The organism is Labilibaculum manganireducens (genome assembly GCF_002843385.1).
Taxonomy (GTDB): Bacteria; Bacteroidota; Bacteroidia; order Bacteroidales; family Marinifilaceae; genus Labilibaculum; species Labilibaculum manganireducens.
On the sequence record NZ_MVDE01000019.1, the window covers coordinates 72,591 to 97,911 of the forward strand.

Annotated in this window: 24 protein-coding genes; 15 read left to right on the plus strand and 9 right to left on the minus strand. The window is 36.7% G+C overall.

Going from position 1 to position 25,321, the window contains the following annotated elements; all coding sequences use genetic code 11:
• Positions 1–97: 97 nt before the first annotated feature.
• The 3 genes from BZG01_RS13060 to BZG01_RS13070 form a co-directional block, all read right to left on the minus strand.
• Positions 98–811: a DNA-binding domain-containing protein gene (locus tag BZG01_RS13060; RefSeq protein ID WP_101310283.1), complete on the minus strand. Its 714-nt coding sequence runs from the start codon at positions 809–811 to the stop codon at positions 98–100.
• A gap of 208 nt (positions 812–1,019) precedes the next feature.
• Positions 1,020–2,246 carry a hypothetical protein gene (locus tag BZG01_RS13065; protein WP_101310284.1) on the minus strand — a complete coding sequence of 409 codons (1,227 nt, stop codon included), beginning with the start codon at positions 2,244–2,246 and terminating at the stop codon, positions 1,020–1,022.
• Positions 2,247–2,278: 32 nt separating this feature from the next.
• Positions 2,279–4,828, minus strand: coding sequence for a TonB-dependent receptor (locus BZG01_RS13070; protein ID WP_101310285.1), 2,550 nt, complete (start codon positions 4,826–4,828; stop codon positions 2,279–2,281).
• 756 nt (positions 4,829–5,584) lie between these two features.
• Between BZG01_RS13070 and typA the strand changes: the two genes are divergently transcribed.
• Positions 5,585–7,381 carry a translational GTPase TypA gene (gene typA, locus BZG01_RS13080; protein WP_101310287.1) on the plus strand — a complete coding sequence of 599 codons (1,797 nt, stop codon included), beginning with the start codon at positions 5,585–5,587 and terminating at the stop codon, positions 7,379–7,381.
• A gap of 207 nt (positions 7,382–7,588) precedes the next feature.
• Here typA and BZG01_RS13085 read toward each other — a convergent pair whose 3' ends face one another.
• Positions 7,589–7,816, minus strand: a complete 228-nt coding sequence (locus BZG01_RS13085) for a ferredoxin (RefSeq protein ID WP_101310288.1) — start codon at positions 7,814–7,816, stop codon at positions 7,589–7,591.
• A gap of 217 nt (positions 7,817–8,033) precedes the next feature.
• Between BZG01_RS13085 and BZG01_RS13090 the strand changes: the two genes are divergently transcribed.
• From BZG01_RS13090 to BZG01_RS13115, 6 genes are all read left to right on the plus strand, one after another.
• On the plus strand, positions 8,034–8,447 hold the full coding sequence (locus BZG01_RS13090; protein ID WP_101310289.1) for a hypothetical protein: 414 nt from the start codon (positions 8,034–8,036) through the stop codon (positions 8,445–8,447).
• A gap of 12 nt (positions 8,448–8,459) precedes the next feature.
• Positions 8,460–8,783 carry a PadR family transcriptional regulator gene (locus BZG01_RS13095; protein ID WP_101310290.1) on the plus strand — a complete coding sequence of 108 codons (324 nt, stop codon included), beginning with the start codon at positions 8,460–8,462 and terminating at the stop codon, positions 8,781–8,783.
• A gap of 21 nt (positions 8,784–8,804) precedes the next feature.
• Entirely contained in the window at positions 8,805–10,400 is a 1,596-nt protein-coding gene (locus BZG01_RS13100) for a PspC domain-containing protein (RefSeq protein ID WP_101310291.1), read from the plus strand.
• A 77-nt stretch (positions 10,401–10,477) separates the two neighbouring features.
• Positions 10,478–10,981 carry a DUF4252 domain-containing protein gene (locus BZG01_RS13105; RefSeq protein WP_101310292.1) on the plus strand — a complete coding sequence of 168 codons (504 nt, stop codon included), beginning with the start codon at positions 10,478–10,480 and terminating at the stop codon, positions 10,979–10,981.
• Positions 10,982–11,002: 21 nt separating this feature from the next.
• The gene (locus BZG01_RS13110; RefSeq protein ID WP_101310293.1) at positions 11,003–11,200 is read left to right on the plus strand and encodes a PspC domain-containing protein; all 198 of its coding nucleotides are present in this window, start codon (positions 11,003–11,005) and stop codon (positions 11,198–11,200) included.
• A gap of 222 nt (positions 11,201–11,422) precedes the next feature.
• Positions 11,423–12,565, plus strand: a complete 1,143-nt coding sequence (locus tag BZG01_RS13115; RefSeq protein ID WP_101310294.1) for a hypothetical protein — start codon at positions 11,423–11,425, stop codon at positions 12,563–12,565.
• On the opposite strand, the gene BZG01_RS13120 is transcribed toward BZG01_RS13115, so the two are convergent.
• Positions 12,562–13,086: a DNA-3-methyladenine glycosylase gene (locus BZG01_RS13120; protein ID WP_101310295.1), complete on the minus strand. Its 525-nt coding sequence runs from the start codon at positions 13,084–13,086 to the stop codon at positions 12,562–12,564. The genes BZG01_RS13115 and BZG01_RS13120 overlap by 4 nt on opposite strands.
• Positions 13,087–13,490: 404 nt before the next feature.
• On the opposite strand from BZG01_RS13120, the gene rplM reads away from it, so the two are divergent.
• From rplM to frr, 6 genes are all read left to right on the plus strand, one after another.
• On the plus strand, positions 13,491–13,946 hold the full coding sequence (rplM, locus tag BZG01_RS13130) for a 50S ribosomal protein L13 (RefSeq protein ID WP_101310297.1): 456 nt from the start codon (positions 13,491–13,493) through the stop codon (positions 13,944–13,946).
• 6 nt (positions 13,947–13,952) lie between these two features.
• Entirely contained in the window at positions 13,953–14,339 is a 387-nt protein-coding gene (rpsI, locus tag BZG01_RS13135) for a 30S ribosomal protein S9 (RefSeq protein ID WP_101310298.1), read from the plus strand.
• 101 nt (positions 14,340–14,440) lie between these two features.
• The gene (gene rpsB / locus BZG01_RS13140) at positions 14,441–15,319 is read left to right on the plus strand and encodes a 30S ribosomal protein S2 (protein ID WP_101310299.1); all 879 of its coding nucleotides are present in this window, start codon (positions 14,441–14,443) and stop codon (positions 15,317–15,319) included.
• A 26-nt stretch (positions 15,320–15,345) separates the two neighbouring features.
• Positions 15,346–16,170: a translation elongation factor Ts gene (gene tsf, locus BZG01_RS13145; protein ID WP_101310300.1), complete on the plus strand. Its 825-nt coding sequence runs from the start codon at positions 15,346–15,348 to the stop codon at positions 16,168–16,170.
• Between the two features lie 99 nt (positions 16,171–16,269).
• Complete coding sequence (gene pyrH, locus BZG01_RS13150; RefSeq protein WP_101310301.1) at positions 16,270–16,980, plus strand: UMP kinase; 711 nt, start codon at positions 16,270–16,272, stop codon at positions 16,978–16,980.
• 133 nt (positions 16,981–17,113) lie between these two features.
• Positions 17,114–17,677, plus strand: coding sequence for a ribosome recycling factor (gene frr, locus BZG01_RS13155; protein ID WP_101310302.1), 564 nt, complete (start codon positions 17,114–17,116; stop codon positions 17,675–17,677).
• 43 nt (positions 17,678–17,720) lie between these two features.
• On the opposite strand, the gene BZG01_RS13160 is transcribed toward frr, so the two are convergent.
• Together BZG01_RS13160 and BZG01_RS13165 are read right to left on the minus strand one after the other, a co-directional pair.
• Positions 17,721–18,512: a BtpA/SgcQ family protein gene (locus tag BZG01_RS13160; RefSeq protein ID WP_101310303.1), complete on the minus strand. Its 792-nt coding sequence runs from the start codon at positions 18,510–18,512 to the stop codon at positions 17,721–17,723.
• Positions 18,513–18,535: 23 nt separating this feature from the next.
• On the minus strand, positions 18,536–19,420 hold the full coding sequence (locus BZG01_RS13165) for an OmpA family protein (protein ID WP_180327312.1): 885 nt from the start codon (positions 19,418–19,420) through the stop codon (positions 18,536–18,538).
• A 350-nt stretch (positions 19,421–19,770) separates the two neighbouring features.
• On the opposite strand from BZG01_RS13165, the gene dxs reads away from it, so the two are divergent.
• Complete coding sequence (gene dxs, locus BZG01_RS13170; RefSeq protein WP_101310305.1) at positions 19,771–21,684, plus strand: 1-deoxy-D-xylulose-5-phosphate synthase; 1,914 nt, start codon at positions 19,771–19,773, stop codon at positions 21,682–21,684.
• Here the strand turns inward: dxs and BZG01_RS13175 are convergent.
• Positions 21,681–21,947, minus strand: a complete 267-nt coding sequence (locus BZG01_RS13175) for a hypothetical protein (protein WP_101310306.1) — start codon at positions 21,945–21,947, stop codon at positions 21,681–21,683. The genes dxs and BZG01_RS13175 overlap by 4 nt on opposite strands.
• A gap of 346 nt (positions 21,948–22,293) precedes the next feature.
• Here BZG01_RS13175 and BZG01_RS13180 point away from each other — a divergent pair, with 346 nt between their 5' ends.
• Positions 22,294–23,946: a SulP family inorganic anion transporter gene (locus tag BZG01_RS13180; protein ID WP_101310307.1), complete on the plus strand. Its 1,653-nt coding sequence runs from the start codon at positions 22,294–22,296 to the stop codon at positions 23,944–23,946.
• A 132-nt stretch (positions 23,947–24,078) separates the two neighbouring features.
• Here the strand turns inward: BZG01_RS13180 and BZG01_RS13185 are convergent, their stop codons facing one another.
• A complete protein-coding gene (locus tag BZG01_RS13185) occupies positions 24,079–25,275 on the minus strand; it encodes a C1 family peptidase (RefSeq protein WP_101310324.1) in 1,197 nt (398 codons plus the stop codon).
• Positions 25,276–25,321: the final 46 nt, after the last annotated feature.

Genomic DNA, 25,321 nt, shown 5'->3' on the forward strand with positions numbered 1-25,321 from the left:
CATGGCAGACTACCACAACGAAAGGTTTGAGTTTGTCATCAATAAAAATCCGGACAGATGGTTCTGTCCGGATAAAATGTATTCAATCTCAGTTGGTCTATTCTACAATCAGAACATGCTCAAAGGGTGTAGTTCTGGGCTCTTTTAGGGTAGAGTTATTAGATGAATATTGTGTCACAATCTCTAAAATGTAATTACCTGCTGGCAGATCAGGAAGCATTACCATCAATTGTTTTGGCTCATTGGTTACGATTTGTTCACATTTGCAGCGCGTATTGGTACCCTGATCTACCAGATAAACACCTACACCAGAATCGTCTCCTGCAATCTTAATTCTGTTTCCTTTAATAACAATTACATTACCCGGGGTAATCGTGCTATCCTCTGCTTTAGTTAAATTGTCGATTACTTTCCCGATAACGGGCTCGGTAGTGGCTGCTCCAATAATCTCTACTTGTGTTTTCTTTAACTCTTCGCGCAAAGCAGTACTGCTGGTAAAAGATGCTGTAATGCGGTGCTCATTAGGATCGAAACGATCTGTTGCTCCGTGAAAAGCACCATTTATACCAATATGGCTGTAACATACGCCTGTATTAATGCTATATCCCTCAACCAATTTAGAGACTTTAATCCGGTCGCTTCGATCGAGGATATTTAAAATGGTTTCCTTTTGGTATTCGGTGCCTTCCTTTACCATAGCATCGGCGATATCGTTATTGCGGAGTGTACCCTGAGGCTTAACTTTTCCGTAGAAATCATTGGGGTCGGGAGTCAACAGGTTATCGTATAACCATACATTTACTTTACTCATAATAATGTGATTTAATTAATATAATTAACAAGTTAAAAGTTCCGATTCTTCTTAAACAAAACCAAGACAGGAGCAGTTAAATTATTATGTTATTGAACACCTTTATCAGTCCTCCAATCAAAACATGTACTCTGCATACAATCTAAGCAATGGAGATAAAAAAAGCCCGAATCCATTGGATTCGGGCTTAGTATTATATTCCTTTCTGTTAAATATCTTCAACAGCTTCAAGTATCACTGTTTTATCAGTTACTCCAGCACTATAATATTTATAAGTAACAGAATAAACCTGACCTACAGCAACCTCATAATTGTTTTTGATAATCTTAGCGATTTTTTCAAGAACAACAGCTTCTTCTTCATCGAAGTTACCATATTGACTATTGCCAACAAAAGCATAATCATCATAAACCAAAGTAAACGTTACAGTTGGGGTCTTCTCCGACTTCACAAATTTGATTGGAGGAACAAACAACCATGTTTTATCTTTGTAAGCAACCAAAGAGGATGCTTCAACAGTACTTTGATAAGCAACCCACACCCCTTTAGTTAAAGTATATTCAACAGCTTTTGTTTCTGTCACACCATCACCAGCATAATACTTGTAAATTGGTGTAATTTTATTTCCTTCTAAAGCAAAAGGAAATTTAAAACTAAGGAAATTTGGTAAATAATCAGCAGGCACAATTGAACTTGAAAAGTTATTGTATTTGCCAGGTTGATTAGAACCTGTTCCCATTGCATCGTAATCTTCGGTAGTCAGTTCATAAATCATTACATCACCAGGAATAGCCGGAGCAACTTTATCAGATTTAGTCCAAACAGAACCATCAAAAGCCCAAAATTCAGTAACCATAGAAGTTGATGAACCATTGTAATATTTGTAAGTTACAGCTAACTCATCACCATCAGCAGCACTAGGGTATTTACCCAATAAGAAGTCAGGCAAATAGTTTTCTGCTTTTACTGTAGCATCGAAATTATTGTACTTGCCAGGCTCACCTGCAGCAGTTCCCATACCATCGTAATCTGCTGTAGTCAGTGTATAAGAATCAATAGCAGCTAACACTTCCAGATAATCAAGATAATCATAGATATAAGAAAGACCACCTCTATAATAATTATAGTTTACAGTATATTCTGCTCCTGCCTCACCATAAACCTTCATGTTTGTTAATACTTCAGGCAGGTTATCAGCTACAGTAGCAGTACTTGAAAAATTCTGATGCCCGCTAACATTCGTGTTAGTTGAAAGGGCATAATCAGCATCAGTCAAAGTATATCCTGTTTCAAGCAATACTTTATCTGAGAAAAATTTCGCATCAGCCACAGCATCAGCATTCGCTTCATCTACTTCTTTGTAAGCATCTTCCATTGGGTCACAAGAAGTGAAAACCAAAGCAAAGAAGGATGCCATATATAATAATTTCTTCATCTTTCTATTTTTTTTATTAAACAAAAGTCTGATTAAAACTTAATTTTAAGACCTGTTGACCAAGTTCTTCCGAATCCGTAATACACTAAAGCTTCATTAGTTGTATGAGTTAAACCATCTTGCGCTTTAGAAACATACTCCGTATCAAACAAATTGTAAACATTTGTATTTAAAGTAGCATCAAGTCCTGCAATCTGAAACTTATAACGGAAACCTGCATCAACCAGCCCTGCTTCCGGCATTTCCCATGAATCACCACTGGTGGCAATATCAGTTCTCTTAGTAGCATCAAAATCAGCATAATGATTACCGTAGTAGGTATAATCAACACTTACATTTAATTTAGGAAGCACTTCGTAATCGATAGAAGCAGAACCAGATAACTGAGCTGAATTACCAACATGAACATCTTTTAAATAGGCTGTAAACTCACCTTTTTTCACTTGTGCATCATCATAAACAACCGCATGTACATCATCTTGATAAACCCAATCACCTACAGATACCATAGCGCGAACAGTTAATTTCTTAGAAGGCTTGTATTCTCCCTCAACCTCGATACCTTGGTGAAGTTGATTCAAACCTGAGATATTAACATTTTCACCACCAAGACTTTTCACCAAACCTCTGTCTTTCCAATTGGTACGATACAAAGTAACATTTGCATTAAAGTTTGAAGATGTATATGCATACCCTAACTCAGCAGTAATGATTTTTTCATACTTCACATCCTTGTTCACTTCATTTGTGTTGTTCAAAAATACATTTGCCATATAAGGCGTTCTTTGCACATATCCTCCATTTACGAATACATTGTGAATAGAGTTGATCTTGTAATTGAAACCAGCCTTCACATTCCAAGGCAAGAAATCTTCCCAATCAGACTTTTGGTTTCCTGGCTCATACAAGAAATAATCTGTACGTCGGTAAGCTTTTCGTGACACTGCTGCAGATATAAATGCTGAATAATCATCAGTTACATATTCTGTTTGACCGAAAAGACCAGTATACAACGCTTCACCATCATTATAATAGTTAATTTTATCATCGGCCTTTAACCAAGTATTAGCATCACGATTAACATTACTAGAGTTTAGGTAAAATTGCCCACCTAATAAATCATGAATTTCGTTATAATGCTCTCCCTTGTAATAACGCGCATCTAAACCTGCAGTAAAAGTAAACTGCTTGTATTCATGTGTTAATGTAGACAATAAACCATACCAAGCATGATTATTTACTGAATTAGCAATAATCGCCTGAGAACCTAAAGCGGTGGAAGCTGCATTGATCGCCGCAACCCCTTCAAAATCCAATAAACCATCAGGAGTTCTCATTGTTACATCATAATCCTCACCAGTACTATAATTAACACCTAATAATTTAGACTGAGTTCCATATACACGACGACCACCACCAGAACCAACTGATGCATAGAATGAAGTAGTTAAAGATGTTTTATCATCCATAGTCCAATAATGATTCAATTGAGCCTGAGGTTTGTGGTAATAGTTGTAACCATATGCTCCACCATATAATTTTCCTTCACGCATTCCATAATCAGAATTGTATTTAAATTCATCTTTATGATCGCGGTATTGCTGGATAGTGTGCTTGTTTCCACGCTGATTGTGCCATTGTGGTGCACCTGTAATCATAAAAGACAGAGTATGTTTTTCATTAATCACTTTAGAGATATTGGCAAAATAGGACCAAGCATCATAATCGGTTCCTTTTATATATCCATCACCTGATGTGTGAGAACCTAAGATAGTAACAGCCCATCCATTATCCATTAAACCTGTTGATAAAGAGATTAGGCTTTTCTTAAGACCATCGTTTCCAATACTCGATTTAATTACTCCACCTTTTTTAGCATCTGTAGATTTAGTTAAAACATTAATAGTACCTCCAACAGAAGAAAGTCCAAGTTTAGAAGCTCCTAAACCACGCTGAACCTGCATAGTACGGGTAACATCAGAAAGTCCGGCCCAATTTGACCAGTAAACTTTACCTGATTCCATATCATTAACAGGGATACCATTAATTAATACTCCAACATTATTCGAGTCAAAACCACGAATATAAACCGAAGCATCACCAAATCCACCACCTTCTTTCGAAGTATATACAGATGGTGTAGACTTTAAAATTTCAGGAAATTCCTGAGATCCCAATTTATTCTCTATTATATCCGAAGAAATAGTAGATACAGCAATTGGTGTTTGACGATCTGTTACAATAGAAGCCATTACACTAACTTCTTTCAATCCAACAGCATCAGATTCCAACTTAATAATTCCTAAATCCTGAGCACCTTTTAAGGCAATTTCTTTGTCAAGAAATCCCACGAAACTTACAACAAGCTTTGTCGCTCCTTTTGGCAATTCAAAAGCAAACGAGCCATCAAAACCCGAAACGGTACCGGAAGTTGTTCCGGCAACAACGATAGAAGCACCCGGCAAACTTTCGTTGGTACTACCATCCACGACTACACCTTTTACGGTGGTTTGAGCAATAGCTGCAATGGACAACATCATAATTGCCGCCATTGTCAAAATACTTCTCATAGCATTTTTCATAAAACAATTTGTTAGGTTAGTAATTGTGTGGCAATGTCGCCACAAAATCATCTCACATTTCCCGGAGAAAAGGATCACAAAAATGGTTGCTTTTTAACTATTTAACAAAAAATCGACGGACTAATAATACCCGTTCGTCTTCCTTTTTTAGCTCTTCATCGAAAAAGTTCATTTCAAACCTGAAACAGGGACAGTTTTTCAACAATCACGCAAAAAAAAGAACAAAAGTTTTAACCAAAAAGGTCAGTTAAAAAATGGATACGGAAGATAATATTTTTCTTTCAAAATCCATAATCGCAAAACTAACCAAAAACTTAGTTTAAACCTTATTTTAATATCCTGATAAAAAAGTTATTATTTACAATTTAGAATATATAAGGACTGTAAAGTTTTTACACAGATGCTATACTTGCTACTTATTTCTATTCTAAATTAGATAATCACTAAATATCGTTGACGTCACAAAGAAACAATTTCATCTGCAACGGTCTGTTAATTTAACATTAAAAAAAAGGAAAGAATTAAATTAATATCTAAAACAAAATTAAATCCGCCTGAAAAGAAAATTTTCAAAAATAAAGCGTACTTTTGCAGCCGCATTTTGAGCACCGCAATCGATTCACTCACAACAATTTCAACGAATGTGATGATTAGATGAATGATCAATTTGACTAGTACAATAAAAAGAAAGAGAATACAGTATCCCATTTCATTAGCTTTCAGCGGATATTTTTTCTCAAATTAATAAAATACAAGATGAGGAAATTGAGAAACATTGCGATTATCGCCCACGTTGACCATGGAAAAACCACTTTGGTTGACAAAATGATAATGCATAGTAACATTTTTAGAAAAAATGAGAACCCAGGTGATTTAATCCTTGATAATAACGACCTGGAAAGAGAGAGAGGAATCACCATCTTGTCGAAGAACGTTTCTCTTGAATACAATGGTGTAAAGATTAATATCATAGACACTCCCGGTCACTCGGATTTTGGTGGAGAAGTTGAGCGTGTTTTGAATATGGCTGATGGTGTATTACTACTAGTAGACGCCTTTGAAGGAACTATGCCTCAAACTCGTTTTGTACTGCAAAAAGCGTTAGCTCTAGGTCTTAAACCTGTTGTGGTTGTTAATAAAGTTGACAAACCAAACTGCAGACCTGAAGAAGTTCAGGAGCAGGTTTTCGAATTGATGTTTAATTTAGAGGCTACTGAAGAGCAATTGGATTTCCCAACCATCTACGGCTCGGCCAAACAAGGCTGGATGTCGAAAGACTGGCAAAAGCCAACAACCGATATTACAGCAATTTTAGATGCGGTAATCGAGTTCATTCCAGAGCCAAAAACCATTAACGGTACGCCACAAATGCTTATCACATCTCTTGACTACTCGGCTTATGTTGGACGTATCGCCGTAGGGCGCGTTCACCGGGGAGAAATTCGTGAAGGAATGGATGTTAGTTTGGTTAAACCTGATGGAAGCATCAAAAAACAACGCATTAAAGAATTGCATATCTTTACTGGTCTGGGCAAAGAAAGAGTTCAATCTGTTGCCTCAGGAGAAATATGTGCTTTAGTAGGTATTGAAGGTTTTGATATTGGAGATTCTATTTGTAGTGTTGAAAACCCGGAACCTCTAAAACCAATTGCCATTGATGAACCTACAATGAGTATGTTATTTACGATCAACAATTCTCCTTTTTATGGAAAAGATGGTAAATTCGTTACTTCCCGTCACTTAATTGACCGGCTAAATAAAGAATTGGAAAAGAATTTAGCCCTTAGAGTTGAAAAAACTGATTCTGCTGATTCATATATTGTATACGGACGTGGTGTTCTTCATTTGTCTGTACTGATCGAAACTATGCGTCGTGAAGGATACGAGATTCAAGTTGGTCAGCCACAGGTTATCATCAAAGAAATTGGTGGTGAAAAATGTGAGCCAGTTGAGTTCCTATTCATAGATCTTCCGGAAGATGTTTCAGGAAAAGCAATTGAGATCGTAACTCAACGTAAAGGAGAAATGCTGACTATGGAACGTAAGGCGGATCGTATTCACCTTGAATTCCATATCCCATCAAGAGGTATTATTGGTCTAAGAAATCAACTGCTGACTGCTACTGCCGGAGAAGCGGTAATTTCTCATCGTTTCCTGGAATACCAACCACACAAAGGCACTATTCCCGGACGTATTAACGGTTCATTAATTGCTATGGAAACCGGATTGACTTTTGCTTACGCTTTAAACAAATTACAAGATCGTGGTACATTTTTCGTTGCCCCAACGGTTGAGATTTATGAGGGTCAGGTAATTGGAGAAAACAATCGTGCCGGCGACCTGGTTATTAACGTTACTAAAACTAAGAAGCTAACCAATATGCGTACTTCTGGTACTGATGACAAGGTGAGATTATCACCTCCAATCACTCACTCTCTTGAAGAAGCATTGGAATACATACAAGGTGACGAGTATGTTGAGGTTACTCCTAACTCAATCCGTTTAAGAAAAATACTTCTTAAAGAAACCGATCGTAAAAGATCAGGCAAATAAATTTTGAATTTCATGTGACTGCAATTAATTAAAGATGTCACATGGAACTCGCCAAATAGTCATTCTATTGTGTGAGAATTTTTTCTCATGGCTTGTTTCAACTGAAATTTAAAAACGCAATATTTTAAAAGAGCGATTTCCTTGTTGGGAAATCGCTCTTTTTACATTCTAAATACCAAGTTCTCCCCTGTTAATTCCATTATTACATCAATTGGTTTCCACCCGAATACATTTGCCTGGACAAATATCGGCCGCTTTCCTATTTTTCTGAACCTCATCATTAAAAATTTCTAATTCGTAACAATCTCTCTTCCTTATCGAACCAATTAGGTCACATCTGCCATCTTCAGTACACATCTCCCAAAATTCAGGTGCTGCTCCTACACAATAAGCACAACCTATACACCTATCTCTAAAATGCTTTATTCTTGTCATTTTTTTAATAACACCCCCTGCTTAATATTGATTTTTTTAGAATATTCAAATATAAGACAATTTTAAATTAAATTTATACTGCTCATTTTCAACTACTTAGATATTTTATTGAAATATTTTTAGTACTATGCTTTGCATATTACCTTTTTTTGTACGTATATTTGTATAACAAGCTTGCGTGCTTGTAATAGTAGTATACGATATAAATACAATCACCATGAACAAGAGAAACAATTCACTATGCAAACTCAGCCTGATTCTAATTGTTCTATTTTCGTGGACAACAGAATCCAATGCTCAATTTGTTTCTACTGCGAAACAATCGAAAATACTATCTCCTATTGTGAAAATTATATCTGATGCAATTTTAGGATGTGAATCAAAAATCGACGGAGAAAAAAGCTATTTCAACTCAAGCCTTTTCTTTTTTGAAGAAAATATACAAGTATGTAAAGATATTTTAGCCGGCAATAGTGACTGCACTGACACTGTAAATATTTCATCTCAAACGAGAGAACAGATCCTAATTGAAAAAGATACTGTTCTAACAAAGGAGGAAACGAAGGTAGTTGAGAAGAAAAAACACAAAAGCATCTGGAACAATCCGGGAAACACAAAATCAAGAATTTAATTTATTCCAACCATGAAGATCGAAAATACTAAAGCCCAAATGCGAAAAGGAGTGCTGGAATATTGTATTCTATCCATTTTATCAAGAAATGATGCTTACGCTTCAGATATAATCAAGGAGCTAAAAGAGGCAAAAATGATTGTTGTGGAAGGAACATTATATCCACTTCTAACCCGATTAAAAAACGACGGACTGCTAAGTTACCGTTGGGAGGAATCAACTCAAGGTCCACCTCGGAAATACTATACAATTGCCGAACTTGGAAGTGGATTTCTTAAAGAATTGGATCAATCCTGGCAAGATTTAGTTGATGCTGTAAACACAATTAAAAAGTAAGACCCTTAAACCGATATACAAATGAAAAAGACATTAACAATTAATATAAGCGGAAGTATTTTCCATATCGATGAGGATGCTTTTGAAAAACTACAGGCTTACTTACGTACTATCAATTCCCACTATGGTCCGAGCGAAGAAGGCCGGGAAATCATATCTGATATTGAAGCTCGAATTTCAGAAATTTTCCATGAAAAACTGAGCACAAAAGATCAGGTGGTAAATGTTGATATGATCGAAGAAACCATATCGATTATGGGGAAACCCGAAGAAATATTTGCTATCGACGAGGAAAGTATTGAAGACGAGTCGAATCAGGAAACTGACGCAAAACAAACTTCCGAAAAGAAAAAGCGCAGATTATTCCGCGATCCCGACCATAGAGTTTTGGGTGGTGTCGCAAGTGGTTTAGCTGCTTACTTTGGAATTGATGTGGTTGTAATCCGTCTCCTTTTTGCACTTTTCTTTTTCCTGGGATATGGATTTTCATTTCTTCTTTACGTGATTTTATGGATTGCTGTTCCTAAAGCAATCACCACAACCCAAAAATTGGAAATGAAGGGGAAAAAAGTCAATATTTCGAATATCGAAGAAACCATTAAAGATGAATACAAGGAAGTTAAGGAAAGCTTCGAGAAAATAAGAGATAAAAACGGACCACAAGTTCAGGATGGTTTCGACAGAGTAATTGATTTTCTGGGCACAGCACTTCGACTCATCCTTAAAGTGATAATTATTTTGCTTGGTATTGGATTCGTATTTGCAGGATTTGTTACCCTTATCAGCTTTATTGGCTCAATGATTTTTGTAAATAGCTTTTTTGGTCCATTTTCTGATTTCCATTTTCCCGGCACAGTACTTCCACACCTATTTCTTGACGGAAGCAGTATCACTCTATTCACAATTGGCGTAATTGTGGTGATTGGAATCCCATTACTCCTTCTGATTTTTGCAGGATTAAAACTCCTGTTCAATTTCAAAACCAACAATAAAATAATAGGATTCTCAGCACTTGCATTTTGGATACTGGGAATTATCCTTTTGGTTAGTCTAAGTTTTTCTCAAATAAAGGGATACATGCAAAGCAGCACCCGTTATTCAGAAAACATTGAAATACAGCCTACCCAAACAGATACACTATATTTAAAATCAACTGACAATATCGATTTTGACTGGCATAATGGACACATCGGTCTGGACAATATAAAAATCATAGTCAAAGATGATAAGGAAATTATAGTTGGAGAACCCACTCTTGATATCGAAAAGAGCAATAGCGGCAAATTTGAAATTAAATTGAAAAAGAAATCCAGAGGAAGGTCAAACGAACAGGCAAGTGAAAATGCTGAAAACATTGAATACAACTGGAAACAAACTGATTCCCTAATTGTCTTCAATCAATTTTTCACACTACCAACAGATAGTAAATGGAGAAATCAAAAACTACACATCACAATTAAGGTGCCCGAAGGAAAAGTGATTTATCTGGACAAGTCGATGCGAAAAATCATTCACGACATTGATAATGTAGATAATGCATGGGACTACGACATGCTTGACAAGATGTGGATCATGAAAAAAGAAGGCCTAAGCAAATTAAAATATCATAACAAATAAATCCATGCTTTACACCGGCTCCTTTTTCAACACACGCTTTGCTGGTGTAAACATGGTAAACTAAAAAATAAAATATCATGAAGAAATTAGTAGTAATAATTGCCGCAATAGTATTTCCAATCCTGATGCAAGCTCAAACCAAAGGTGAGCAAATACATGCTAAATATTCAAATTTAGATGGTTTTAGCAGTTTTAGTTTTGCAGGTAGTTTCCTAAAAAACCTCGACTTTGATGTTGATGAAGACGAATTGGAGAAAAATATCACCGGAGAATGTAAAAACATCAAATTCCTAACTTTTAAACATGTAAACGGAGACGAAACCAAATTCAAAAAGATTGTCTCTTCACAACTATCAAAAGGAAATGCCTATAAAGAAGTATTAACTGACAGGGATGATAAAAATTCTGATGATGTTCATTTCTTCGCAAAAGGAAATGGGAAAAAATTTAGTGAATTTCATGTCTTGCACTATAATGAAAACAGAACTTCATTGGTTTCCTTTTTTGGAGATTTTCGTGTTGACGAATTAAAAACCCTATCGCATTTTACGTTTGATGACGAAGATGAAGAACAGGAGTAATAAAACCAAAAATCCAGAAATATGAAACGCTTAATAAGATCAAAGGAGAAAAAAATAGCTGGTGTTTGCGGAGGTATTTCTCAATACATAAATCCGGAACTCGACCCAATAATTATAAGAGCTGCGTGGCTGATACTAACTTTATTCAATCCACTAATGCTTCTTGCATACTTTATATTAGCATTGGTTTTGCCTGATTCTTCATACGAAACAGCATAAAACAACACATAACAATATAGTCTGATTTGAATGCAATATTTATCCCAAATTTGGTTCTAAAGGTATTTAGTCTTTTTCACCGAAACACAACCAAAGCATTCATTAAATTAGGGTTTCTCTTCAATCAGAGAAACCCTTTTTCTAAATAAAAAATAATTATTTACCTCTTCTTTTAAAATATTTCTTCAGATAATTGTACATTGGCTACCTTAAAATCAAGATATGGCCAGACTCTTCCCACAGGTATTCATCATATTATTATTGCTGTTGACAAGTCAATATTCATCATTGGCACAAGATTTCAATACGCCGTTTTTACATTATAAAGAATTTCAAAAAGCTGACAGCAATAAATTATTTTTAAGATTTGAGAATTTCAATTTTGTAAAAAACAATGAGTATTCCGGCACTTTTTCTAATGGAACAACCTGGATCGGCTACTCAGCAACACCAAAATTGGTTTATTATCCGTCTTCTAAAATTCGAATTGAAGCAGGTATGCGGTTTCAGCAATATTCAGGACGAACAAACTTTAATGAAACACAAGCAATATTCTCTGTAAACTATCAAGCCTCAAGCAAAGTCAATTTAATTTTAGGAGGCTTAAACCAAAACAACAACCATATGCTTTCGGAGCCCATGTTCGAACCGGAAAAGTTTTTTACGGATAAAGCAGAAAGTGGAATTCAACTTTTGTATCATACAAAACGATTAAAACTTGACACATGGATTAATTGGGAACAATTCATCTTAAAAGGGGATCCTTTTCAGGAAAAATTCACTTTCGGAATTTCAAGCAGCTATCAGTTAAATAATACATCTTCACAAAACAGACTGTCCATTCCGGTTCAGGTTCTTTTCGCACACAGAGGCGGTGAAATTGACTCTTCTGACGAATCCGTTCAAACCATTGGCAACTTTTCATCCGGCCTAGATTTTTTAAGAAAAGTTGAAAATTCCAGATTTACTTCATGGTATATCCGAGCTTTAGCATATTACGTCAGCGACAACTCCTCTGTTAGCGAATTCCTTTTTAATAAAGGACATGCTTTTTACCCGCAGATAGGCATTAACACGAAACATTCTCAATTTAGACTAGGATATTGGTATGCATATCATTTCATTGCCTCAAGAGGTTCAGAATTATTTCAATCAATATCCTATAGCAAACCCGGTTCATATCAAAACAGAAGAGAACTTGTTACATTTAAGTATTTCTATGAGCGGAAAATAAGTAAAGGGATCCATTTCGGAGGAAAAATAGATCTTTATTACAATCCAACAGATTCAAACGCGAATTACGCCACAGCAATCTATCTAAGAATCAATGGAGATTTCTTTCTAAGAAAAATTAGCTGGAATTAAAGCTTTGCTTTCTCAATTTTATAACGATACAACTTGTTTTTCCATATATCACCCGCATATTCCACATTAATTCTGGGATGAAGGGTATAATTGCATAACATGCCATCATCTTCCACCCAAATTCGATTCGAGCTCTCCAGATTCTCTCCATAAAAACTCTTATCCAATTTTAATTGCTGTCCGATTCTGCCTGGCCCATCAATTCCTTCAACACCACGAACTAATATTGCCTGAGCTTGATCCTTTTTACCGGTTACAATATTCAGCAGCCAATACATCCCGTAAATTAAATAAACATAGACGCAACCACCGCAAGAATACATAACCTCTGTTCTTTTGGTACGCCCTTTTGATGCGTGAGATGCCAAATCCATCTCCCCCACGTACATTTCAATTTCCGTTATTCGAAACCGTTCTTCTTTCATTGCATCAAATTTTCTAACAATAATTTTTCCGACCAACTGATGGGCAACAATATGGATATCCTTCAGAAAAAAATCTCTTTTTAATCGAACACTCATTCGTTTCAATATTTTTAATTACCAAATGTAAAACTCCTTAGTTCCTGCATATCAAATCTTCCAATTGCATTTCTTTCTAAAAAAATACTAAAAAGAGACTTCAAAAATAAATTTATTTCATACTTTTGCAGAGAAATTGTGACGATGGGCTTACTTACCAGGACTCCCGCCCCCAACAACTTGATTCTACTACCCTTAGCAAGTAAAGGATTCATTATTGGGAAATATATCAATTTGATTTTTTGACAGACTTAACTCCTCCACATTACCCGATTATCCACATCAGGTTAAGTTCTTCATCAATAAATCGTTAAAAAAATTGGTGTATTTATAGGATTCTTGTACTTTTGCAAGCCAAATTGGAATAATTGTATTAAAAGTATTATTTATTAAAAGTTTTTAACGTGGATACATTAAGTTACAAAACAGTTTCTGCAAACAAAGCAACTGCTACTAAAGAGTGGATTGTTATTGATGCAGCAGACCAAGTGTTAGGTAGACTTAGCTCTAAAGTAGCAAAGCTGATTAGAGGTAAATACAAACCTAATTACACTCCTCATGTTGACTGTGGAGACAACGTGATTATTATCAATGCTGAGAAAATACGTATGACTGGAAATAAAATGACAGACAGAAAGTATTTTTCTTACACCGGACACCCAGGTGGACAAAGAATTAAAACTCCAGCTGATCTTATGGCGAAACACCCAGAAAGATTAATTGAGAAGGCTGTAAAAGGTATGCTTCCAAAAAATCGTTTAGGAAGAACTCTTTACTCAAACCTATATGTAGTTGTAGGTTCTGAGCACAAACACGAAGCTCAGCAGCCAAAGAAATTAGATTTAAACACAATTAAATAAGTAGGTATGGAAGTTATTAATGCTATTGGACGTAGAAAAGCAGCTGTTGCCCGTGTATACGTTAGCGAAGGTAAAGGTCAGATTACCATCAACAAAAAAGAGCTTAAAGAGTACTTTACTACCGGAACTCTGCAGTACATCGTAAAGCAACCTTTAAACCTTTTAGAGGTAGCCGATAAATACGACATCAAAGTAAATCTTGATGGTGGTGGAGTTACAGGTCAAGCAGAAGCTCTTCGTTTGGCAATCTCCAGAGCACTTGTTAAAATTGATGCAGAATCAAAATCAGCACTAAGAACTGCAGGTTTTATGACTCGCGATCCTCGTGAGGTTGAACGTAAAAAACCAGGTCAACCTAAAGCACGTAAGAAATTTCAATTTAGCAAGCGTTAGAATTTTTGTGGCAAGTTTAGTATCTAAATTGGTAAGACTTCGATTTTCGAACTACTTAGCAATTGCCATAAAACGAATGTAAACGATTAAAAAAAACAAAAATGTCAAATACAACATTTGAAGAATTATTAGAAGCAGGTTGCCACTTTGGTCACTTGACTAGAAAATGGAATCCAAAAATGGCTCCTTATATTTTCATGGAGCGCAATGGAATTCACATTATCGACTTGCACAAAACAGCTGTAAAGCTGGATGATGCCGCCGCAGCATTGAAACAAATCGCTAAATCAGGAAGAAAAATTCTTTTTGTTGCTACTAAAAAGCAAGCAAAATCAATCGTTTCTGAAAAAGTAGCAGCAGTAAATATGCCATATGTAACTGAGCGTTGGCCAGGTGGTATGTTAACTAACTTCCCTACTATCAGAAAGGCTGTTAAGAAAATGTCTACCATTGACAAAATGGAAGGTGACGGAACTCTTAACCACCTGTCTAAAAGAGAAAGACTACAAGTATCTCGTCAAAGAGCTAAGTTGGAAAAAAACTTAGGTAGTATTGTTGATCTGACCAGATTACCGGCAGCTCTATTTGTAGTTGATGTAATGAAAGAATATATCGCTGTTAAAGAAGCAAACCGTTTGGGTATTCCTGTTTTCGCAATGGTTGATACAAACTCAAGCCCTGATGGTATTGATTTCGTAGTTCCTTGTAATGATGACGCTTCCAGCTCTGTTTCTATCATTCTTGACATTGTAACCGCCTCTATTAAAGAAGGTTTATCGGAAAGAAAAGTAGAAAAAGATACAGAATCGACTGAAAAGAAAGCTTCTAAGCCAAAAAAAGCTAAGAAAGCAGATGCTCCTGTAGAAGAAGCACCAGTTGCTGAAGTTGCTCCGGCTGTAGAAGTAGCACCAGAAGCACCAGTTGCAGAAACAACTCCAGAAGCTCCAGCTACTGAAGAAGAAAAGAATGATAAGGAATAATTAACTAACAAAAAATTAGATATATCATGTCTATTAAAGCAGCAGACGTAGCCAAATTGCGTAAAGCAACTGGCGCAGGAATGATGGATTGTAAAAATGCTCTTACTGAAGCTGAAGGGGATTTTGACGCAGCGGTAAGCATTATTCGTAAAAAAGGAATGGCGATTGCTAACAAACGTGCCGACAGAGAAGCAACTGAAGGTGTTGTATTAGCAAAAGTTTCTGAAGATAAGAAAAGTGGTGTAATGATCACTCTAAACTGTGAAACTGACTTCGTTGCGAAGAATGATAGTTTCGTAGAATTTGCAACTAAAATTCTTGATTTAGCTTTGGCAAACATGCCTGCAGATCTTGAAGCTTTGAAAGCTTTAGAGCTTGAAGGAAGAAAAGTTGAAGAACACGTTACTGAGCAAACCGGTGTTATCGGTGAGAAAATCGATTTAAGTTTCTTTGGTAAAATGGAAGCAGAATATTCTGTTGCCTATATTCATGCAGGAAACAAATTATCTACTATGATTGGTTTTAACAAATCAATGGATGAGCAAATGGCCAGAGACGTTGCTATGCAAGCTGCAGCTATGGCTCCAATTAGTATTGATAAGGATGATGTTGCTGCTGATGTAGTTGCTAAAGAACTTGAAATCGCAAAAGAAAAAGCTCGTTTAGAAGGAAAACCTGAGGCTATGCTTGATAAAATTGCAGAAGGCCGATTGGTTAAATTCTTTAAAGAATCAACATTATTGAACCAGGACTTTGTTAAAAACAACAAGCAAACTGTTAAGCAGTATCTTGCTGAATCTGACAAAGATTTAACTGTGACTAAAATGATGCGTTTCACATTAAATGCTTAATACAATTATTATTACATATAAAAAGAGTTCCTTTCCGGAACTCTTTTTTTTTATCTTATCGTAGAATTTTCTCAACTTTGGGTATAAAAATCTGAAAGAATGGTTAAATACAAACGTGTACTACTGAAATTAAGCGGCGAATCTTTAATGGGTGATCAACAATATGGAATTGATTCACAAAGATTAAACGACTATGCCGAACAAATTAAAGAAATAACAGATCTTGGTGTTCAAGTTGGAATCGTAATTGGCGGCGGTAATATTTTTCGCGGATTAAGCGGTGCTGCTAAAGGTTTCGACCGTGTTAAAGGCGATTCGATGGGAATGCTTGCTACCGTAATTAACAGCCTTGCACTTAACTCCGCATTGGAAGCCATTCAATGTAAATCACGGGTTTTAACAGCCATTCGAATGGAGCCAATTGGTGAATTCTATTCGAAACAAAAAGCGGTAGACTACCTTTCTGAAGGTTGTGTTACGATCTTCTCTGCCGGAACAGGAAATCCGTATTTTACAACAGATACTGGTTCTTCGCTTCGTGGAATTGAAATAGAAGCTGATGTAATGCTTAAGGGAACCCGCGTTGACGGCATATATACTGCTGATCCTGAAAAAGACAGTAGCGCTGTAAAATTTGAAACCATTACTTTCGATGAAATCTACAACAAAGATTTGAGAGTTATGGATTTAACGGCAACAACAATGTGTAAAGAAAACAATTTACCAATAATTGTTTTTGATATGGATACAAAAGGAAATTTAAAGCAAGTGATTGAAGGTGAAAATATTGGGACATTAGTTCACAATTAACAGCCACAAGCTCTTTACTACTGATACATTTTAGTTTTAGTAAAAAAGGACTATCTTTATTTGATTATAGATTTTTGCTATTTTTGTAAACACTATACATTGATCAATAAAAACATATAAAAATCTTTCTCCGATGACTGAAGAAGTTCAAATGTATCTGGATGATACGCAGGAAAAGATGGAAGCTGCTGTTGACCATCTTGAAAAAGAATTAGTGAAAATTCGTGCTGGAAGAGCAAATCCAAGCATGTTGAATGGTGTGATGGTGGATTACTACGGAAACATGACTCCACTGGCTCAGGTTGCCAATCTAAGTGTACCCGATCCAAGAACTATTGCAATTCAACCATGGGAAAAACCAATGATTGTACAGATTGAAAAAGCGATTATGAATTCCAATTTGGGTTTTAACCCGGATAATAATGGAGAATTAATCCGTATTCATATTCCTCCTTTGACCGAAGAACGCAGAAATGACTTGGTTAAACAAGCTAAATCGGAATGCGAACATGCAAAAGTAAGCATCCGAAATGCCAGAAGAGATACCAATGTTGAATTAAAAAAACTGGTAAAAGATGGTTTATCAGAAGACATCGAAAAAGATGCAGAAGCTTTTGTTCAAAAGCTTACCGACAAATTCAGCAAGAAAATTGATGACTTGCTGGTTGAAAAAGAGAAAGATATCATGACCATATAATAATTGAAAAAAGCTGCCGGTTGGCAGCTTTTTTTTACAATTATTAGTTTCTTAATTTCTTAACTATCTGCATAAACATTTTCAATCGCTCATCAGAAATTTCATTCTCCCAATATCCATCTTCCTTAAAGTGTGAACCAACTATAAAAGCAGAAGCATAATCCCAATACTCCGAAAGATTCTCAGCAGTAATACCTGATCCAATTAATATTGGAATATGAATTTTATCCTTCAGACTTTTTAATTCGTGCAAATAAACAGTTTTCCCAGTTGAAGAGCCCGTAATAATAACTCCATCACTTAAGAAAAATTCGGCAGCCTCCGCTGTTTCTGCAATATCAACATCCGCAGTAATGGCATGTGAGCTGTGCTTCTTTTTAATGTCTGTAAACACAAAAACATTTTCCGCTCCAATTGCTTTTCGATAACGCATCAGCTCCCCGGCACAAGAATCTATATAACCCTCGTCAGCAAGATGCCCAAATACAAAACCTTCCGCACGGATAAATTGAAAATTAGCCACTTTTGCCACCGCCAGAGCTTCTTTATTCGCTCCTGCCAATATTTGAATTCCTAAAGGTAATTTTACTGCATCACGCACTGCTTTTGCAACAACTGCCATAGCTGCTGTTATTTCCGGCCCTACCGAACCTTTTAGGTAGGGAACGTCGTGCATGTTTTCTATCATAACTGCATCCAAACCGGCTGTTTCATACTGCCTGGCTTCTTTTACAGCAAGTTCACAAATCTTTGCCAAGGAATATTTATTCTTCGGCGTACCTGGCAATGCCTGAACATGCACCATTCCTATAATGGATTTGTTTAAGTTCATCATATCATTTAGCTTGAAGCCTTGTATTAATTTGATTCCAGTATCTTAAACAACTCATCCAATTTTGGGGTGAGAATGATCTCAGTTCTACGATTTTTACTACGACCTTCGGCGGTTGCATTAGTACCAATCGGCACGTATTTACTTCTACCTGCAACGGTAAGTCTTTCAGCATCAATTCCAGTATTTAAAATTAATATCCGAACAATAGATGTTGCTCTTTTCACACTTAAATCCCAGTTGTCTTTTAACTCACCACTGCCCTTGTAAGGAACATTGTCGGTATGTCCTTCAATCATTACATTAATATCTTTGTTTTGAGCCAATACACCTGCCAAATGCCCTAATGCTTCCACACCTCTTTGATCCACCTGATAACTTCCCGATTTAAAAAGGAGTTTTTCATCCATAGAGACATAAACCTTTCCATTTTTGGTAGTGATCGACAAACCATTGCCGTCAAATCCGGTAAGGGCATTCATTACCTTTTGTTTTAAAGCCTTTACGGCCTCATCTTTTCTGTTTAAAGCCGATTCCAACTCCTGCAATCGCTTATCTCTCCGATTCAATTCAGCCTGTAAAGTATCGAGGGTTCGTTTGCGGGCATCCATTTCTTTTTCCAAAGAAAGAACCTCATCTTCACGCAGTCTCAATTCATTTTGAGCCTTTTTAATCTGACCTAATAAAGCTTTGGTTTCCTTTTCGTTGCCTGCCTGCATTCCTGCCAATTGATTTAGTAAATCCTGATTGCTCTTTTCTATTCTGCTTAATCGTTCCCGTGCAGACTGAAGATGTCGTGATATTTGCAATGTATCTGCAAGAATATTTTTATATTTTTCATCTAAAACCTCAAGTTTTCCACTCAATTCATTATTCAATTCGCTTAGCGTAAGATTTTTTTCCTTTTCCATCTCCAATTCGTCCTGGCAGTTTTGCTGCTTAGATTGGAGTTCTTGAAATTGTCTTGTAGGAACACAAGAAAAGCATAGAAAAACTGATGCTAAAATAAATACCAGCTGACTCGTTTTTTTGAACATGTTTAAATTGTACTTTTGTTAGTAATGAAACTTGCAATTACACAAGCAAATATAAGAATCTGACATGGTATCGTCATCACCAGACAGAAGAATACTTTAGTTTTTATTATTATCTTCGTCAATATTTTTCTTCCAGAATAATCTGTTTATCCGCTATCAGTTGAAAAAAATGATTGGGAAACAAATTCTTATTCTGTTAAACGATTAAAAAGGGTATTTCGTACATGGCTAAGTCTGAAAAAGAATTTTTAGATAAAATCAATTTTCCATCTGATCTGAAAAAGGTATCTGAAGACGACCTTATTCAGGTTTGTGAAGAATTGCGCCAGGAAATTATTGAAGAAGTTTCATGCAATCCAGGGCATTTTGGTGCCAGTTTGGGTGTGGTAGAACTTACCGTTGCTCTTCACTACGTACTAAATACTCCCTACGACAACCTGATTTGGGATGTAGGCCATCAGGCATACGGACATAAAATTCTTACCGGAAGAAAAGATATTTTTCATACGAATAGAAAATACAAAGGAATAAGTGGTTTCCCTAACAGAAACGAAAGCGAATACGATGCTTTTACTGTCGGACACTCCTCTACTTCTATATCCGCAGCCTTGGGAATGGCTACTGCGGCTCAATTAAGCGGAGAGACCGATCGAAAAACAGTTGCCGTAATTGGTGATGGATCGATGACTGCCGGTTTGGCCTTTGAAGGACTAAACAATGCTGCCAACAACAATGCTGATTTACTGGTTATCCTAAACGATAACAATATGGCTATCGATCCTAATGTTGGAGGTTTGAACAACTACTTGCTGGATATTACCACTTCGCAGACCTATAATAAAGTAAAGAATGATATTTGGCGGTTTCTGGGGAAATTAAACCGGTTAAATCCAAACACTCAAAAAATATTTCAGAAAGTGGAACAAGGAATCAAAACCATTCTGCTAAAACAAAGTAATATTTTTGAGGCTTTTAACTTTAGATATTTTGGACCTGTTGATGGTCATGATGTGAATCACATGGTAAAAGTTTTGAGTGATTTACAAAAAATTTCAGGCCCAAAGCTTTTGCATGTTATTACAAAAAAAGGAAAAGGCTTTAAACTGGCCGAACAGAATCAGACTTACTGGCACGCTCCAGGAATGTTCGACAAGGTAACAGGTGAAATTTTACAACCTGAATCAACGAGTCCGCAAGCACCAAAATTCCAAGAAGTTTTTGGCAATACTTTGGTTGAACTGGCCGAAATGAATGATAAAATTGTTGGTATTACACCAGCAATGCCAACAGGCAGTTCATTAAATATCATGATGGAAAAAATGCCCGATCGTGCATTTGATGTTGGGATTGCGGAACAACACGCCGTTACTTTCTCGGGAGGATTGGCTGCAAAAGGCAAATTACCATTCTGTGCCATTTACTCATCATTTATGCAAAGAGCTTACGATCAGGTGATTCATGATGTAGCTCTGCAAAATGTAAATGTTGTTTTCTGTCTGGATCGTGGTGGTGTTGTTGGTGCCGATGGTGCAACTCATCATGGTGTTTACGATCTGGCCTTTTTCAGATGCATTCCAAATATGACAATTGCTTCTCCTCTTGATGCTGTTGAGTTGAGAAATTTGATGTTTACTGCCCAACAAGAAAATATGGGTCCTTTTTCCATTCGTTACCCACGCGGTAAAGGTCGTATTCTTGACTGGCAAAAACCTTTTGAGATTCTTCCTGTTGGCAAAGGCCAAAAGTTGAAAGACGGAAAAGATCTTGCAATATTATCGATTGGTGCCATTGGTGTGGAAGCTGTGGATGCCATTGAAGAACTGGAAAAAGACGGCTACTCGATTGCCCATTACGACATGCGTTATCTGAAACCTATTGATACCGAATTGCTGCATGAAGTTCTTGGAAAACACGATCAGATTATCACTCTTGAAGATGGGTGTATTATTGGCGGATTAGGTTCAGCAGTCATCGAGTTTGCGAATGACAATCATTATCAGGCCAGGGTAAAACGATTGGGTGTACCCGATAAATGGGTAGAACAAGGTACTCAGCAGGAATTGTATCGTGAATGTGGATACGACAAATTGGGAATCATAGAATCGGCAACCGCAATTTTAGCCAAAACAGAAGGTTAAGGACTATCTCTGTATCCATCAGAATAAGGATCAAGCCCTTCGAAATCTCCTGTAAAAGAATCAATTCGGGCCTGAAGTTCCTGATTCATTTTAATTAGATAGATTGTGTCTTCGGTACGCAACTCCACAACATTTATTTTATCACCATTTGGTTTCGTAATGCTGATCAAGTCATCTTCATAAATTCCATCGGGAAAGGTTTTTATCAGACGTTGAATCAACTCAATACCAATGCTTTTAAAGTCCTTAATTACTCTTTTCATCACACACTGATTAATAATCGATATCAATCTTTTTTCACATTTCCCTAAAACTGGTTCGGGCAGATAAGAGTTTCAAACAAGATCATTCTTTCTTTATTGTTACTGATCTCAATTTAAGGAATTTAAGAGAATGAAAAAAAATATTCTCCCATATGGACTCTATTTATATTTTCAATTTAATGGTGCAAAATTGAAAATGAGAATGAAATCAAGCTTTCCGAAACATCTTAAGCTGCACATAAATCGTTTTCGCTCAAATAAAAGTGAATTCTATACACCAATACCAGCATTCCTAAATATTAAAAGCCTAGTTTTGCCGACTTATTCAAAATTTTGATGATTACATATGGTAGATTTTTTTAGAAAGAAAGCAGCAAATTCAAAAGATGATATATTATCCGGATTAACCGTAGCTCTTGCGTTGGTACCAGAAGCGGTAGCCTTTGCCTTTGTGGCTGGTGTTGATCCTTTAGTTGGACTTTACGCCGCCTTTATGGTTGGTTTAATTACTTCTGTTTTTGGTGGTCGCCCGGGAATGATATCCGGAGCTACAGGTGCCATGGCAGTTGTTTTGGTCAGCCTTGTAAAAGAAGGAAATGATCTGGGAATGGCGATGGCTAATCCCGTTCAGGATATGGGTTTGAACTATTTGTTCGCAACAATAATTCTGGCAGGTGTTCTACAATTTTTAGCCGGTGTTTTCAAGTTTGGTAAATTCGTCAGACTCATTCCCCACCCTGTTATGATGGGGTTTGTAAATGGTTTGGCAATTGTTATTTTTATGTCGCAGCTAGGAATGTTTCCACAGGTAATTAATTGGGATGCAATTTCTTTCTCAGACTACACCCTACATATAAACCGTGAAGCTTTTTGGGTAGCAGATAAAGTTCTATATACGATGGTTGGTTTGGTTATTCTCACCATGAGTATCATGTATCTTCTTCCAAAGATTACAAGTAAAATACCTGCAGCCCTTGTTGCTATTTTAACTGTATCGGCCATTGTGATATTTGGGAATCTTGATGTCAGCACTGTTGGATCCTTTATTCGGGATGGCGGCGGTACTGGTCTTAAAGGTGGCTTGCCTTCTTTCCAGAGCCAATTGTTTGCAATGGTTCCTTTCAACTGGACTACCGTTGCATTTATTCTTCCTTATGCGGTAATTTTAGCTGCCATTGGTCTTATTGAGTCGCTAATGACTTTGAATTTACTGGATGAAATTACCAACAGCCGTGGAAACGGGAACCGCGAATGTATGGCTCAGGGAGCTGCAAATATCGTTACCGGATTTTTCGGTGGAATGGGTGGATGCGCCATGATTGGTCAATCGCTGATTAATGTAAAATCGGGCGGACGAGGAAGACTATCAGGTATTATTGCGGCATCAACCTTATTGGTATTTATTCTTTTTGCCTCTCCTTATATCGAAATGGTGCCAATCGCTGCACTTGTGGGAGTAATGTTTATGGTGGTTATCGGAACATTTGCCTGGTCAACCTTTAATGTATTACTTAAAATACCAAAAGCCGATGCCTTTGTATTGGTTCTTGTATCCGGACTAACCGTTATCTTCGATCTTGCCATTGCGGTACTGGTTGGTGTTATTGTAAGTGCCCTTGCCTTTTCCTGGGAAAATGCCCGTAGAATCCGTGCAAGAAGATCGTTTCGGGAAGATGGTACTAAAATATATGAAATCTGGGGACCTCTGTTTTTTGGTTCCATTACCACTTTCAATAACAAATTTGATGTCGAAAATGATCCTGAATCGGTAGAAATTGATTTTATCGAATCGCGTGTAGCCGACCATTCGGGAATTGAAGCAATCAGCAATTTGGTTCAGAAGTATGAAAATGCAGGAAAAACCATTAAATTGAAACACTTAAGTGAAGACTGTATTACTTTACTGCAACGTGCCGATGATCACTTTAGAACCGTTATTTTGAGAGATATTGATGATCCGAGATACTATGTAGTGACCGATAAAGCGAAAATTGGATAAGCTCAAAAGACATTTGTGATGGAAATTTGTTTCCATTGCTTTTTTTCACCTCCTTCCCATGTGGGAGGAGGTGTTTTGCGTAAAAAAGGGCTTGAATTTTCATCCAAGCCCACTTCGTTTAGTATTTGGATTTTATTTCAATCCCAATTTCCTGGCAATCTCGGCAGGAATCGCATCTTTATGCAATAGCAATCCAACGGTTTTGTACTGTACAAATGCCTTCGATGCATAAAAATATCCATCGTAAGGATTGTTGTCGGTTCCCCACGAGTTTTTGATCAGGTAATACCTGTTGCCGTTTTGATCTTTCGCAGTACCCACCATGTGCATCAAATGATCTTCGGTCGATTCGTAATCATCAAACGCAATTTGACGCATTTCCTGAGTTATTTCTTTTTCTTTCACAGGATATTCTGTTCCGTATGCCGCTTTCTGATCCTTGCTCATTTTCTCCCATTTGGAGATTTCGGCATTGTCCATGCTTTTTTCTTCGGTTTCGGGAACTACAGCCACACCTTTACGATATGCAAATCCATCTTCACTAACATCGCTTCCCCAGGCAAGACTGTATCCATTCTCAATGGCATTATCAACAACCTGCATCATTTCATCCATTGGTAAATTGTACACCTTCCCCAACGACCAGTTATCCGGTCCTTCGAAAATAAAGCTTTCGTAAAACGGATGATGTGTATAGGAAGTAATTGTTACGTAATCGTCCATATTAAGGCCTTGCGCTTTTGCAAAAGACATTGGCGTGTATTCTTTAGTATTGTAAATAAAAGTCTCAGGAATCTCTCCTAAATAAGCATCTAGAATTCCATCAAACCCTTTCATCCAAACCGGAGTAATTTTTTTGTTCTTATTTTTTACAACAGCATCAACATATGCTTTTAAAACCTCATCCATCTCACCATGTACGGGCATTGTTTCATCAAAAGTATTTCCTGAGTAAGCCAATTGCGGAATCAGACCATATTTCTTCACCACATTTAAAGCATCCCAGCCTTCAGCACCGGAAGAAAAACTTTTCATCCCGTGAAAACGGACATAATCTGCTGCGCGCAAATGATAGTTGCGGTTCACAATAAACATCTCCGAAAGATCCAATTCTCCTTTTCCCAACCGAATAATTTCCGATTCCAAAAATGAAATGCTTGCAAAAGACCAACAAGTTCCGGATCGGTACTGATTTTTCACCGGTGTTGCTTTCAATTGCTTTTCGATAGTAAACTGATAGCTTTTCTTTACCTCTTCCTTTTTTTTAGCAGAAGATGTTTGAAACAGGCCAAATACAAGAATGGCCGCAATTAAAAATCTGTTCTTCATTTTTATAATTGTTAGGTTGTTTAAGTTAATTATTATCAGGTAAATC

Excerpts from the sequence above, each read along its gene's own strand:
- BZG01_RS13110 (WP_101310293.1), top strand. The coding sequence starts at position 11,003 with ATGAAACGCTTAATAAGATCAAAGGAGAAAAAAATAGCTGGTGTTTGC.
- BZG01_RS13070 (WP_101310285.1), bottom strand. The coding sequence starts at position 4,828 with ATGAAAAATGCTATGAGAAGTATTTTGACAATGGCGGCAATTATGATG.
- BZG01_RS13185 (WP_101310324.1), bottom strand. The coding sequence starts at position 25,275 with ATGAAGAACAGATTTTTAATTGCGGCCATTCTTGTATTTGGCCTGTTT.
- dxs (WP_101310305.1), top strand. The coding sequence starts at position 19,771 with ATGGCTAAGTCTGAAAAAGAATTTTTAGATAAAATCAATTTTCCATCT.
- typA (WP_101310287.1), top strand. The coding sequence starts at position 5,585 with ATGAGGAAATTGAGAAACATTGCGATTATCGCCCACGTTGACCATGGA.
- BZG01_RS13060 (WP_101310283.1), bottom strand. The coding sequence starts at position 811 with ATGAGTAAAGTAAATGTATGGTTATACGATAACCTGTTGACTCCCGAC.
- BZG01_RS13115 (WP_101310294.1), top strand. The coding sequence starts at position 11,423 with ATGGCCAGACTCTTCCCACAGGTATTCATCATATTATTATTGCTGTTG.
- BZG01_RS13100 (WP_101310291.1), top strand. The coding sequence starts at position 8,805 with ATGAAAAAGACATTAACAATTAATATAAGCGGAAGTATTTTCCATATC.
- BZG01_RS13095 (WP_101310290.1), top strand. The coding sequence starts at position 8,460 with ATGAAGATCGAAAATACTAAAGCCCAAATGCGAAAAGGAGTGCTGGAA.
- BZG01_RS13180 (WP_101310307.1), top strand. The coding sequence starts at position 22,294 with ATGGTAGATTTTTTTAGAAAGAAAGCAGCAAATTCAAAAGATGATATA.
- rpsB (WP_101310299.1), top strand. The coding sequence starts at position 14,441 with ATGTCAAATACAACATTTGAAGAATTATTAGAAGCAGGTTGCCACTTT.
- BZG01_RS13160 (WP_101310303.1), bottom strand. The coding sequence starts at position 18,512 with ATGATGAACTTAAACAAATCCATTATAGGAATGGTGCATGTTCAGGCA.
- tsf (WP_101310300.1), top strand. The coding sequence starts at position 15,346 with ATGTCTATTAAAGCAGCAGACGTAGCCAAATTGCGTAAAGCAACTGGC.
- BZG01_RS13165 (WP_180327312.1), bottom strand. The coding sequence starts at position 19,420 with ATGGAAAAGGAAAAAAATCTTACGCTAAGCGAATTGAATAATGAATTG.
- BZG01_RS13085 (WP_101310288.1), bottom strand. The coding sequence starts at position 7,816 with ATGACAAGAATAAAGCATTTTAGAGATAGGTGTATAGGTTGTGCTTAT.
- BZG01_RS13065 (WP_101310284.1), bottom strand. The coding sequence starts at position 2,246 with ATGAAGAAATTATTATATATGGCATCCTTCTTTGCTTTGGTTTTCACT.
- rpsI (WP_101310298.1), top strand. The coding sequence starts at position 13,953 with ATGGAAGTTATTAATGCTATTGGACGTAGAAAAGCAGCTGTTGCCCGT.
- BZG01_RS13120 (WP_101310295.1), bottom strand. The coding sequence starts at position 13,086 with ATGAGTGTTCGATTAAAAAGAGATTTTTTTCTGAAGGATATCCATATT.
- BZG01_RS13090 (WP_101310289.1), top strand. The coding sequence starts at position 8,034 with ATGAACAAGAGAAACAATTCACTATGCAAACTCAGCCTGATTCTAATT.
- BZG01_RS13105 (WP_101310292.1), top strand. The coding sequence starts at position 10,478 with ATGAAGAAATTAGTAGTAATAATTGCCGCAATAGTATTTCCAATCCTG.
- frr (WP_101310302.1), top strand. The coding sequence starts at position 17,114 with ATGACTGAAGAAGTTCAAATGTATCTGGATGATACGCAGGAAAAGATG.
- BZG01_RS13175 (WP_101310306.1), bottom strand. The coding sequence starts at position 21,947 with ATGAAAAGAGTAATTAAGGACTTTAAAAGCATTGGTATTGAGTTGATT.
- pyrH (WP_101310301.1), top strand. The coding sequence starts at position 16,270 with ATGGTTAAATACAAACGTGTACTACTGAAATTAAGCGGCGAATCTTTA.